Here is an 11,974-nt window from a genome sequence, read left to right on the forward strand (position 1 = left end):
GTGGCAGAAGATCAGCTCGCGTGCGACATCATCCGCCGTCTTGGCACCCTCAAGGGCCTGCGCGCACCGCACGAAGACATCTGGCGGGAATGCTTCGACCTGTCGTTCCCGATCCGGTCCCAGGGTTTCAACGGGGACACCGAGGACATCCAGAGCGTGGCGGGCAAGCGGGCCCGCCTGTTCGATTCCACGTCCACCGACGCGGGCCGCATCCTGGCGTCCGGCATCCAGAGCGGCATGACCCCGGCGAACTCGCGCTGGTTCGGCATGACGGTCTGGGATGAGACGGACGAGGAACGCCGCTGGCTGGACGAGTCGGCCGAGCGGCTGTGGGAAAGCATTCACGCCAGCAACTTCGACGCGGACGCCTTCGAATCCCAGCTGGACATCGTGGGCGCCGGCTGGTTCGTCCTGTTCATCGACAACCAGAAGGACGACGACGGGTCGGTGACAGGCCTGCGCTTCGAGCAATGGCCTATCTCCGGCTGTTACTGCGCGGCGTCCAAGCCTGGCGGCGAAATCGACACGATCTACCGCCCGTACCAGCTGACCGTCGAGCAGTGCGTGAGCGAATTCGGCCTGGCCAAGGCCAGCGAGAAGGTGCGCCGGCTATACATCGAGGGCAAGTACGACGAGATGATCAACATCGTGCACGCCATCTACCCGCGCCGCGTGTCGGTGGTCAATGCCAAGCGCGCCAAGAACCTGCCCTATGCGTCCGTGCACGTCGACTGCGACGACAAGGCGGTGCTGCGCGAATCCGGCTACCACGAAAAGCCCTTCGCGGCGCCGCGCTGGACGGTCATCCCGAAGTCGGTCTACGCGGTCGGCCCCATGTTCGACGCGCTGCCCGATATCAGAACGCTCAACCAGATGAGCCAAACCGAGCTGATCAATGGCGACCTGGCCACGGCCGGCATGTGGATCGCCGAGGACGACGGCGTGTTGAACCCGCGCACGGTCAAGGTCGGCCCGCGCAAGATCATCGTGGCGAACAGCGTGGATTCGATGAAGGAACTGAAATCCGGCTCGGACTTCAGCTACTCGTTCACGAAGCGCGCCGAGCTGACCGCCGCAATCCGCAAGCTCCTGATGGCCGACCAGCTGCAGCCGCAGGACGGCCCCGCCATGACCGCGACCGAGGTGCATGTCCGCGTGCAGCTCATTCGCCAACTGCTGGGGCCCGTCTACGGCCGCCTGCAAGCCGAATACCTCAAGCCGCTGATCCAGCGCTGCTTCGGCCTGGCCTTCCGCGCCGGCCTGTTCGATACGCCGCCCGAGTCCCTGGGTGGCCGCACCTACACGATCACCTACATGTCGCCCATGGCCAAGAGCCAGAAGCTGGAAGAGGTGAGCGCGACGGAAAGCACCCTGGCATCGGTCGCCGCCGTAGCCGAGGCAAAGCAGGACCCGTCCGTCTGGGACAACATCAATTCCGACGAGGCCGTGCGCGTCATCGTGGAAGGCCGCGGCGCTCCGGCCAAGATCGGCAACACCGCCGAGGAAGTAGCGGCCATCCGCCAGCGCCGCGCCGAACAGCAGGCCGCAGAGCAGCAGCAGGCCCAGCAGCAACAGATTGCCCAGGTGGCCGGCGAGGCTGCTGCAACCCGCATGGCCGAGGCAGCATGAGCGAAATCACCCCCGCCCTCTACAAGGCGATCTTCGAAGACGACCGGCGCGGTGCCGCCATCCTGGAAGACCTGATCCAGCGATTCGCGCGGCCCGCCGTCACCACGGGCGGCATCGACGCCATCCTGAAGACCTACCAGCGCGACGGTATGCGCAGCGTGGTCGAGCACATCACGAACCAGATCAACCGGGCTAACGGCGTCCCGGACCCGAACGCCGACCAAGGAGAGTGACCAATGTGGAAAAAGCGCTTCCCCCTCATGAACGAAGCGGGCGCCGCGGACGCTGGTGGCAGCGGTGGTGGCGATCCCGGGGCCGGTGGCTCCGCCGTCAATGACCAGCCCCCCGTCGGCGATGCAGCCCCCGCCAGCACCACCCCGCCGGCCGAAGCCGCACCTGCAGCGCAACCGACGAACCTGCTGAAGCAGGGCGTTGAAGAACCCGCGGCCACCGAATTCATCCCCGAGAAATACCGCGTCACGAAGGAAGACGGCACGCTGGATATCGAGGCTTCCGCCCGCAAGCTGGCCGAGGCCCATGGCAGCCTGGAAAAGCGACTGGGCAGCGGCGATGCGCCGCCCAAGGCCCACACCGATTACGCGATCACGCCGCCCGATGACTTCAAGGACATCGACTTCACCGACGACGCGGAGATGCAGGAGTTCTTGAGCGAAGCCCACAAGGCCGGGTACAGCCAGAAGCAGATCGACGTCGCGCTGGCCAGCTACTTCAAGATGGCCCCGTTGCTGGCTGGCGCTGGCGCTGAAGCCACCGCCGAAGCCGCTGAAACGGCGCTCAAGCAGGTCTGGACCACCGACGCCGACTTCAAGCGCAATGCCGGCCTGGCGCACGTCGCCACCGCCGCGGCCGCTGAGAAAGCCGGAATCTCGATGGACCAGGCTTACGCCGAGCTGGGCAACAACCCGACCTTCCTGCGCTTGATGGCGGCCCTGGGTCCCGAGTTCCAGGAAGACAGCACGCCTGGCGCGGCCAGCTTCAAGGCGGTCACGGAAGACGACATCCGCACCATGGAAATGTCCGAGGCCTACCGCGATCCGAAGCACAAGGACCATGAGCGCGTCAGCGCCACGGTCAAGAAGTTCTACGACCGACGCTACGGCACCGAAGCCGCCGCGTAGTACACCCCTCAAAAAGTCGGGATTCCGACACCCCCCCAGCGCGACCATTGCGGGCAATTCACCGGCCCGCACTGGCGCGCGGATACCCGGAAATAGCCCTCCCAGTGGTGCGGTAGCCGGTACCAGTGGGCGAACTCCGGGCCCGTTCGCGGACACCCCGCAAGGCGAATAGAGCAGATCAATTCACCTTCGGAGCAATCCATGTCGAACACCATCACCCAAGCATTCGTCAAGCAGTGGGACACCTCGATCCGGCTGCAATCCCAGCAGAAGACCAGCCGCATTGCCGGCAACGTCTTCGACCGCGGCTCGATCACCGGCGAGTCCTTCACGGCCAACCGACTGGCGCCGCTGGAAGACACCCCCGAGAACACCGTGCGCCATGGCGACACCACCTGGTCGGAAGCCGAGCATTCGACCCGCGTGGCCATCATGCGTGACTTCTACCAGGCGCTGCCGGTCGACCGCAACGACGAGCCCAAGCTGTTGGCCAACCCGCTGAGCGGCAGCTACAACGAATCGCTGCAGGCCGCCCACAACCGCCGCAAGGACAGCATCACGTTCGACGCGCTGCTGGGCAACTCGCAGACCAAGGATGGCGCCCTGATCGCGCTGCCTTCCTCGCAGATCATCACGGCCAGCGCCACCGGCTTCACCAAGGCCAAGCTGATCGCAGCCCGCAAGATGTTCCGCAAGAACGAGGCCGACGAGCACAACGGCGAAGAGCTGCACATCGCCTACAACGCCGACATGCTGGAAGACATCCTTTCGGACACCACGCTGACCAGCGCGGACTTCCTGGCCGTGAAGATGCTGCAGGACGGCGACGTGTCGGGCAAGTGGATGGGCTTCAAGTGGGAGCCCTACGAGCGCCTCAAGATCAACGGCAGCACCGCGACGACCGCCGCCTGGGCCAAGTCGGCTGTGCACTTCGGCACCGGCTTTGTCGAGGGCAAGGCATCCCGCCGCGCCGACAAGAAGGACCTGATGCAGGTGTCCATGGCCGCATCCCACGGCGCTGTCCGCGTCTGGGAAATCGGCGTCGTGGCCATCGAATTCACCTTCTAAGCCCCGACACCTCTTTCAAGACTTCAGGAGAACACCATGGCAGAAGTTAACAGCGTGCAGGGCGCCAAGATCGTCGCGGGTCAGAAGTTGCTGCCCGCCGAATCCCACGGCCGCCAGCGCATTCTGATCGCAACGCTTCCGGCGACGCATGCCGCGTATGCGATCAACGACACCATCTTCCTGGGCCGCGTGCCCGCCAACACGCGCTTTCTGACCGGCGCGGTGATCAGCGTGGGTGGTGCCGGCACGGCCAGCTCCACGGTGGATATCGGCACGCGCAATACGGTCACCCAGGCGGTCGTCGACGCTGACGGCATCGCCGTTGGCGTGGATATCTCGGCAGCGGGGAAGATCGCCGCCGATACCGGGGCCCTCATCGCCGCCGCTGCTGACGCGCTGACGGCGACCGAAGTGGACGTCTACGCCACGGTCAAGGGCGCTGTGCTGGCCGCCAACCAGCAGATGCGCTTCGAGATCCCCTACGTCACGGACTGATCACACGGTTGGTCATCTCCCCTGGCATCCAGGTGGAATTCGCCGGGGGCTCGTCCCCCGGTTTTTTGTTTCAGGTGCCCGAAAATGTCGTCAGCCAATCCCGTTTCCATCTGCTCCAACGCGCTGCTGCGCCTGGGCGGCAAGGCAATCGCCAGCTTCGAAGAACCCAGCACGCAGGCCGGGCAGTGCGCCAATCTGTGGCCGACCGTGCGCAACAAGCTTCTGCGGGCCTACCCGTGGAATTGCGCTACCAAGCGCGTGATCCTGGCGCCGATGGAAGCGGCGCCAGCCTTCGACTTCCAGTATCAATTCCAGTTGCCGAGCGACTGGCTGCGCACGCTGCAGGTCGGGAAGAAGGATTGCCCGATCCCGTTCCGACAGGAAGGCCGGCGCATCCTGGCCAACGTCACGCAGTTGCCGCTGGTCTATATCTGGCTGAACGACAACCCAGGCACCTGGGACGACGCCCTGGTTGACGTCGCCGAGCTCAAGATGATGGCGGTTCTGGCCTACCCGGTCACCGCGTCGACGACCCTGCGCGATACCTGCTTCCAGGAAGCGGCGATGGCCGAGAAGATGGCCAAGGCCGTTGACGGACAAGACGAGCCTCCCGAGGTGCTGGGCGGGTCTGATCTGATCGAGGCACGATTCGGCGGGAGGTGGTAATGCCCCGTCTCGATTCCATCCAGACCAATTTCACGGCGGGCGAAATCTCGCCGAAGGTGCGCGGCCGCACCGATATCGCGCGGTACCAGAACGGTGCCGAGGCCATGGACAACATGGTGGTCGACATTTACGGTGGCGCGGCGCGCGCCCCGGGAACGGAGTATGTGGCGCCGAACGCATCCTCGGTGAACCCCAGCCGGCTCATCCCCTTCGTGCTGAACCGCGACACGGCGTATCACCTGGAGTTCGGATTCGGCGTCATGCGGGTATTCAAGGCGGGCGCCGGCCAGGTTCTTTCCGCTGGCGTGCCGTACGAGATCGGCACACCATACACGGCGGAGCAGGTCGCCGACTTGCGCTGGGCTCAGGCTCCCAATGCCATGTTCTTCGCCCACCCGGCGTTCCCGATGCAGATGCTGCGCCGCCTGGCCGACGATAGCTGGGTGCTGTCTGCGGTGCCGTTCACCGTCCTGCCGTTCGCTGAGACCGGCGCCCGGTTCAATACGGCCCTGACGCTGAGCGCTGCCACGGTGGGCACCGGCCGCACCATCACGGCTGGCAGCGCCGCGTTCATGGCATCGGACGTCGGGCGCCGGATCACCTACGAAACGGGCATTGCCATCATCACCGCATTCGGATCGTCCACCAGCGTGACGGCCGAGATCACTTCCCAGTTTCCCAGCACGAGCCTTCCCGCCCTCCAGTGGGTGTTGGAGGACTCGCCGCAAACGACGTGCACGCCCAGCGTGAAGGGAACCGTTGGACTGGCGATCACCCTGACGCTGACCGCCGACGGCTGGCGCGCCGAAGACGTCGGCAAGTACGTGGGGATCAACCGCGGGCTGGTGCTGATCACGGGCGTTTCCAGCGCCACCGTGGCGACAGGCGTGGTCAAGGCCGACATGGATGCCGACACGGCGGCCGAGGCCAGCGCCTGGACGCTGCAGGGCCCGGTCTGGGGCGCCAATGAGGGCTACCCGACGGCGGTCACGATCAACCAGCAGCGCCTAGTCGCCGCCGGCACGACGCGCTACCCGAATGGGGTATGGGGCAGCCGGAGCGGCGAATACTTCGATTTCAGCCAGGGCGTCAACGATGCCGACGGCTTCTTCTACGCACTGGACGGCGAGAGCAACGGTATCGAGCATCTGGCATCCGTGCGCGCGCTGATAGCCCTGACGCCCGGGACCGAATGGACGATGGTCGGCGGCGTGGAAAAGCCGCTGACGCCGACGAACGTGAACGCCAAGGACCAGACGGTGTATGGCTGCAGCAACCCGCGCCCGGTGCGCGTGGGCGACGAGCTGCTGTTTGTGCAGCGCGCCGGGCGCAAGGTTCGGGCCATGAGCTACCAGGCAGCGTCTGACGCATACAGCGCGCCGAACCTGACGACGCTGGCCGAGCACATCACGGAATCCGGCGTGGTCGAGATGGCCTATCAGCAGGAGCCGGGCTCGGTCCTGTGGTGCGTGCTGGCCAATGGAAAGCTGGCAGCCATGACCATCGACCGGGACGAGGGCGTGATCGCCTGGACGCCGCACGATACCGATGGCTTCTACGAGTCGATATCGGCCGCGCCGGCCGGATCCACCGATGAGGTGCTGGTGGTGGTGCGCCGCGTTATCGACGGGAATACGGTGCGCTACGTCGAGCGTCTGAACCCTTCCTACATGGTGCACAGCGGCATCGTGGGCACGAACCCCTCCGGCGCGCAGGTCTGGGGCGGCCTTGACCACCTGGAGGGGAAGCAGGTGGATGTGCTGGCGGACGGTTCCCCCCAGGGAATGATCCCTGTCGTGGCCGGGCAGATCACCTTGCCGCGGCTCGCCAATTCCATCCAGGCGGGGCTGCGCGTGCGCCCGCGCGTGAAGCTGCTGCGCCCCGAGGTGCAGACCCAGACGGGCACCGCGCAGAACAGCCAGATGCGCGCGCACAAGCTAAACGTTCTGGTGCTGAACACCATCGGCGCCACCATCAACGGCAAAGAAATCCAGTTCCGCCAGTTCGGCGCGAACATCCTGGACAAGCCGCCCGAGCCTTTCTCCGGATGGAAAGGCGTCGCCGAAACCGGATGGCAGGAAGGTGAGATGGAAGTCGAGATCACCCAGGAGCAGCCCCTACCTTTTCACGTACTGGCCATCGTGCGCCACTGGACGACCAACTCATGATCAGACACGCAACCCTTGCGGACGTCGAGCGCCTGGCCGAGCTGGCGCGCGACATGCACGCCGAATCCCGCTTCCGGGAATTGAATTTCAACCTGGACAAGGTGGTGGTGCTGTTCGCCGGCCTAGTCGAACAGGAGAACGGTTGCATGCTGGCGGTCGAGGTCGGCGGCGAGCTGGTGGGGTTTCTGGCCGGCGGCATCGGCGAGGACTACTTCGGCGACGACCGGTTCTCGTTCGAATACGGCGTCTATGTGGCGCCGGCTTACCGCGGCTCGATGGCCGGGCCGCGACTGGTGGCTGAATTCCTGGAATGGTCCGACGAACGCGGCGCCCGCTACAAGAATATGGCGATCACCACCGACATCACCACCGACCGCACCGGCGCGCTGTATGAGCGCTTCGGCGGTACGAACGTGGGCAATCTCTATTCTTGGGGGCTGTAATGGCTTGGGCACCTTTGGTACTGGCCGCCGTGGGCGGTGTGATGCAAGCGAAAGGGCAGATGGATGCAGGGCGGTCGCAGCAGGAGGCCGCCAACTTCAATGCCGAGCAGGACGAGATTGAGGCTGCGCAGACGCGGCAGGCATATCGGGAGCAGGCCGAGAAGATCCGGCGCATCGGGCGCGCGCAGGCGTCGGAAGCGAGGGCCGCGTATTCCGCCTCGGGCGTTTCGATCGGATCCGGCACCCCGGTCCTGATCAATGAGCAGATCCAGAACGACACCGAGTCGGACGCCTACAACACGATCCTGACCGGAAACCGGCGCGCTGATGCGCTGGAAGCACAGGCCGCCATCTCCCGCCGGACTGGATCGTCGATGGCGACGGCGGGCCAGCGCGGGGCAACCGGCAGCCTCCTTAGCACGGCGGGCAGCACCTATTCAGCCTGGAAGAAGAACCAATGAAGATCCCCACTGGAAATCTTGGCAACGTGGTGGCCCAGCCCGGCCAGGCCATCAACGCGCCGGCGGCGGCATTCGGCGCGGCTGAAGCGCAGGCGGCGGTTCAAACGGGGCAGGCACTTACCGGCCTCGGCAACCAGATCGCCGACACCCAGAACGAGCTGAACCGTGTGAAGGCCATCCGCACCATGGCCGAGGCCAAGAACGGCCTCTACAACCTGGAAGACGAGCTGACGCGGGGCATTGCTGACGGTACGGTCCCGGCGGCCGAAGCGTCGGCGCGCTGGCAGGAGCTGGCGCCCAAGCAGTTGGAGCAGAGCCTGAAGGGGATCAGCGGATCGCACCGCGCCGTCGTGGATGCCCAACTGGCGGAAACCACGGCTTCGCTGGGGCGGCGGGTGGGCGATGCGGTGGTGAGGCGCAACCAGCAGGACATCGGCGGCGAGCTGGTGGCCCTGGGCGGCCAACTTGAGCGCGAGGCCGTACGGGACCGGGCGGGCGCGAACGCCAAATATGAGCAGACCGTCCGCGCCATGGGCCCGCAAGCCGGGATGACGCCCGCGCAGATCGAAAAGGACGTGCTGCGCTTCAAGGAAAACTCGGCCAACACCGTTGCTTTCGAGCTGGTGAACGGGGCCAGGAACAACGGCGCAGCGCTCAATGAAGTGGAACGCCGGCTGACGTCGGACGAATTCAACGACCTTGATCCGCAGCGCCGCGCGGTGCTGCTGAACACCACGGCCGGGTACAAGGCGGCGCTCGAGCAGCGCGCGGTGGCCGCGGCGCAGCGGGCGGAGATCAATGCCGCCAAGCGCGAGCGCCAGGCCGCTGGGATCTTCGCCCAGGTGCAGCAATTGACCACGCAGGGGAAAAAGATTGATCCGGGGTTTGCGGCAGATGCTGCTGAGGCGGTCCGGGGAACCCCCTACGAGCCCGCGCTTGCCTCTGCCCTGGAACAAGCCCCGGCCGGCACGGCATTCGCCATGCAGCCGCTGTCCGATCAACGCGAGATGCTGGACGGGCTGCTGGCCGAAGGCAACCGCGTCGGCTGGACCCCCACGCGCCAGGAGTTCTACGACAAGGCGCAAAAGTCCTACGAGGCGTCCCAGCGCGAGTACAAAGAGGACCCGCTGCGCGCCGCGGTCGACCGGAACGTGCTGCCCGAGCTGGCGCCGCTGGACATGAGCGGCGGCATCGCCGGGATCACGCAGGGAGTGCAGGAGCGGCTTCAGCAGGCCCAGCAGGTCGAGGTTGTCGCTGGGCGCCCGGTGTCGCCGTTCACGTCGGACGAGGCAATGCAGGTCGCCAGCGTGTTCAATGCGCTGCCGCCCGACCAGCGCGCCACCAGCATCGCGGCCCTGTCCAAGGCGGTAGGCACGCGCACGATGTCTGCCATTGCTGCGCAACTGGACAGCAAGGACCGCACCCTGGCCCTGGCGGCCGCGCTGGGCGACCAGCAGCGCCCGAATGGCGGACTGGTTTCGGAACAGGTGCTGCGCGGCGAGCAGGCCATCAAGGACAAGCGCATTGCCGAGGCGGACGTGAGCCGCTGGCGTTCGGAAATTGCTGCGGAGGTCCGGGGCGTCTTCGCCACGCCGGAGATGGAGAACGCCGTGATCGACTCGGCCGTGCGCGTCCGGGCTGATGCAGATGTGCGCCGCGAGGGCCGAAGCATCCGCAGCGCCATCGAAACCGTGGCCGGCGGCATTGTCGACTTCAACGGCGGCAAGATCCCGCTTCCCCTGGGCATGACCGAAAGCCAGTTCGAACGCGGGCTGGTGGCGCTGACCCCGGACAGCTTCACCGACCAGGCGCCGGACGGCAATGTCTTTGTCGCAGGCAAGGCGGTGCCCGTGGACGAATTCGTCAAGGGTCTGCCCAACGCGGTACTGCGCCACGCCGGCCAGGGCCGCTACACCGTGTCGTCCGGTACGGGCGTCGTGCTGAATCAGGCCGGCCAGCCGGTCATCGTGAGGGTGAGCAATGGCACTCGATGATGCCTACCAGGGCGAGATAAACGAAGCGCTGCGCAACCGCGCGCAGCTCGCGCCGATAGCGCCAGGCCCCGAGCGGGGCTTTAGCTTTTGGGGCATGGCGAAGGCGCCATTCACCGGCGCGGCGGCCGGCGCCGTAGAGGCCGGCGCCTTCCTGTCCGACACTGTGGGTGCGTTCGGCTCGGCCATGGCGTCCACGGGCACCACGGGCGTTCTTCCGTTTGCCGAGACGGAAGAACAGCGCATCTGGCGCGAGCAGGGGGCCGGTGCGGCGCGCAAGGCGCTGGACGAGGGTACGGCTTTCAGCAGCGACACTGGCGACACCTTGCGCGATGCGAGCCGCTGGCTCGGCCCGAACCCGCAGACCGCCAGCACCGCCGAACAGATGATGTTCGGCTTTGCCAAGACCATCACCAAGGCGGTCGGCTACACGGTGGCCACCGGAAACCCGCTGACCGGGGCGATGCTGACCGGCGCGGATGAAGGCGTGACCGCTTCGGACGAACTGCGTCGACAGGGTGTCGACCTTGCCACCCGCGCGAGCGTGGGCGCCGTCACCGGCGTGACCACCGGCGTGGGTGTCGCGCTTCCCGTGGCAGGCAAGACGCTGGCGGGCACGCTGGGCTATGCCGCGGGTGGCGGCCCGGGCCTGTTCATCGCCCAGCAGCAGATGACGCGCGACATCCTGAACAACGCCGACTACAGCAACCTGGCCGACCAGTATGACCCGTTTGACCCGGTGGGCCTGGCGGTTTCCACCCTGGTGCCGGCGGCGTTCGGCGCCTGGGCGCTGCGCGGCAGGACGCGCGCGGCGGCCCGGGAAGGCCAGCCGGCACCCGTGGCGGCGCAGGCGGCAGAAGGCGCAGAAGCGCCGCGCGGCCCGATGCAGCAGGAGCTGGTCGACGCCGCGCGCGTGCAGCGCGTGCGTGAGGTGGTCGATTCCTGGAACCTGGGCGATGCCAGCGACGTGCGCGCCGCCAATGACGCAATGATGTCGGTCATGCGCGCCTCGTCGCAGATGGCCGACGGCCTGTCGGTCTACGTGGCAGACCAGTTCCCGATGAAGGATGCCTACGCCGCGCGCGCTCTGGAAACGATGGTGTCCCGGTCGGAGGCCGCGCGGGCGGAACTGCTGCCGCAGGCCGAGGCACTGGCCGACCCGGGCGCCATCCGGGCGCTGCGCACCGAGATCCAGGAGCTGGCCCAGGCGCGGCGCTCTGCGGGCGACGATGTGGAGCTGCGGGCCCTGGCTGACCAGATCCGCGCCAATGAGCCGCGCACCGGGGCGCGGGCGGCGCTGAACCGCGCGCGGCAGGAACTGGACGCGCGTGCGCAGGAGACAGACGCGCGCATCGCCGCGCTGGAAGCCCAGATCGAAAGCAACGCCGAGGCCATGGCCGCGCGCCAAGCGCTGGCGGTGCTGGACGAACGGATCGAGCAGATGCGCGCCGAGCGCGCGGCGATCGACGCGCCGGCCACCGCCATGACGCCGGTTGCCGCTGGCGTGCGTGAGGCTGCCCGTGCTGCTGAATCACCGTTCCAGATCCCGGAGCGCGGCCGGCAACCGGCCGCCGCGCGCGCCGAGGCCGGCGGCACGCTGCCGGGCGGCCAGGAATTCGCATCCGGCACCGACCTGGTGACGCCGACAGCTTCCCGCGCCGACGTCGATCCGATCGCGCCACCGGCCAAGCTGCCCACCACCACGGCTCAAGCCACCAGCGACGCCTATGTCACGACGCGCCTGGCGGAAATCGAAGCCGCCCAGCCGGACCTGCCTGTCCGCATGGACGGCGACGCAGAAGACGTGCCGCTCTCCGAGGCAATCCGCCGCCTGAACGAACAACTGGCCAGGGATGACGCCGACGCTGACCTGCTGGCCGTGGCCGCCAACTGCTTTATCAGCGCGGCATAAGG

At 66.9% G+C, this 11,974-nt stretch carries 11 protein-coding genes; all 11 read left to right on the forward strand.

Annotated elements, in window-relative coordinates; genetic code table 11:
* The gene (locus BXA00_RS14930; RefSeq protein ID WP_076519197.1) at nt 1-1,629 is read left to right on the forward strand and encodes a portal protein; all 1,629 of its coding nucleotides are present in this window, start codon (nt 1-3) and stop codon (nt 1,627-1,629) included.
* Nucleotides 1,626-1,862: a hypothetical protein gene (locus tag BXA00_RS14935; RefSeq protein WP_076519198.1), complete on the forward strand. Its 237-nt coding sequence runs from the start codon at nt 1,626-1,628 to the stop codon at nt 1,860-1,862. Before BXA00_RS14930 ends, BXA00_RS14935 begins: the two co-directional genes overlap by 4 nt.
* Nucleotides 1,863-1,865: 3 nt before the next feature.
* Nucleotides 1,866-2,768: a hypothetical protein gene (locus BXA00_RS14940; RefSeq protein ID WP_076519199.1), complete on the forward strand. Its 903-nt coding sequence runs from the start codon at nt 1,866-1,868 to the stop codon at nt 2,766-2,768.
* A gap of 201 nt (nt 2,769-2,969) precedes the next feature.
* Nucleotides 2,970-3,836 (forward strand): phage capsid protein, encoded by an 867-nt coding sequence (locus BXA00_RS14945; RefSeq protein ID WP_076519200.1) that lies wholly within the window; start codon nt 2,970-2,972, stop codon nt 3,834-3,836.
* Nucleotides 3,837-3,872: 36 nt separating this feature from the next.
* Nucleotides 3,873-4,331: a hypothetical protein gene (locus tag BXA00_RS14950; RefSeq protein WP_076519201.1), complete on the forward strand. Its 459-nt coding sequence runs from the start codon at nt 3,873-3,875 to the stop codon at nt 4,329-4,331.
* Between the two features lie 84 nt (nt 4,332-4,415).
* Nucleotides 4,416-4,997 (forward strand): hypothetical protein, encoded by a 582-nt coding sequence (locus tag BXA00_RS14955; protein WP_076519202.1) that lies wholly within the window; start codon nt 4,416-4,418, stop codon nt 4,995-4,997.
* Nucleotides 4,997-7,165, forward strand: a complete 2,169-nt coding sequence (locus BXA00_RS14960; RefSeq protein ID WP_076519203.1) for a hypothetical protein — start codon at nt 4,997-4,999, stop codon at nt 7,163-7,165. The genes BXA00_RS14955 and BXA00_RS14960 overlap by 1 nt, the downstream gene beginning before the upstream one ends.
* Nucleotides 7,162-7,608 carry a GNAT family N-acetyltransferase gene (locus BXA00_RS14965; RefSeq protein ID WP_076519204.1) on the forward strand — a complete coding sequence of 149 codons (447 nt, stop codon included), beginning with the start codon at nt 7,162-7,164 and terminating at the stop codon, nt 7,606-7,608. Before BXA00_RS14960 ends, BXA00_RS14965 begins: the two co-directional genes overlap by 4 nt.
* Nucleotides 7,608-8,069: a hypothetical protein gene (locus BXA00_RS14970; protein ID WP_076519205.1), complete on the forward strand. Its 462-nt coding sequence runs from the start codon at nt 7,608-7,610 to the stop codon at nt 8,067-8,069. The genes BXA00_RS14965 and BXA00_RS14970 overlap by 1 nt, the downstream gene beginning before the upstream one ends.
* Nucleotides 8,066-10,063, forward strand: a complete 1,998-nt coding sequence (locus BXA00_RS14975) for a hypothetical protein (protein ID WP_076519206.1) — start codon at nt 8,066-8,068, stop codon at nt 10,061-10,063. Before BXA00_RS14970 ends, BXA00_RS14975 begins: the two co-directional genes overlap by 4 nt.
* Nucleotides 10,050-11,972 (forward strand): hypothetical protein, encoded by a 1,923-nt coding sequence (locus tag BXA00_RS14980; protein WP_076519207.1) that lies wholly within the window; start codon nt 10,050-10,052, stop codon nt 11,970-11,972. Before BXA00_RS14975 ends, BXA00_RS14980 begins: the two co-directional genes overlap by 14 nt.
* Nucleotides 11,973-11,974 lie beyond the last annotated feature (2 nt).

The organism is Achromobacter sp. MFA1 R4, from assembly GCF_900156745.1.
GTDB lineage: Bacteria > Pseudomonadota > Gammaproteobacteria > Burkholderiales > Burkholderiaceae_B > Achromobacter.

What these genes read in the sequence shown, in the direction of transcription:
- BXA00_RS14935 (WP_076519198.1), top strand. Translation starts at nt 1,626, where the DNA reads ATGAGCGAAATCACCCCCGCCCTCTACAAGGCGATCTTCGAAGACGAC.
- BXA00_RS14940 (WP_076519199.1), top strand. Translation starts at nt 1,866, where the DNA reads ATGTGGAAAAAGCGCTTCCCCCTCATGAACGAAGCGGGCGCCGCGGAC.
- BXA00_RS14945 (WP_076519200.1), top strand. Translation starts at nt 2,970, where the DNA reads ATGTCGAACACCATCACCCAAGCATTCGTCAAGCAGTGGGACACCTCG.
- BXA00_RS14950 (WP_076519201.1), top strand. Translation starts at nt 3,873, where the DNA reads ATGGCAGAAGTTAACAGCGTGCAGGGCGCCAAGATCGTCGCGGGTCAG.
- BXA00_RS14955 (WP_076519202.1), top strand. Translation starts at nt 4,416, where the DNA reads ATGTCGTCAGCCAATCCCGTTTCCATCTGCTCCAACGCGCTGCTGCGC.
- BXA00_RS14960 (WP_076519203.1), top strand. Translation starts at nt 4,997, where the DNA reads ATGCCCCGTCTCGATTCCATCCAGACCAATTTCACGGCGGGCGAAATC.
- BXA00_RS14965 (WP_076519204.1), top strand. Translation starts at nt 7,162, where the DNA reads ATGATCAGACACGCAACCCTTGCGGACGTCGAGCGCCTGGCCGAGCTG.
- BXA00_RS14970 (WP_076519205.1), top strand. Translation starts at nt 7,608, where the DNA reads ATGGCTTGGGCACCTTTGGTACTGGCCGCCGTGGGCGGTGTGATGCAA.
- BXA00_RS14975 (WP_076519206.1), top strand. Translation starts at nt 8,066, where the DNA reads ATGAAGATCCCCACTGGAAATCTTGGCAACGTGGTGGCCCAGCCCGGC.
- BXA00_RS14980 (WP_076519207.1), top strand. Translation starts at nt 10,050, where the DNA reads ATGGCACTCGATGATGCCTACCAGGGCGAGATAAACGAAGCGCTGCGC.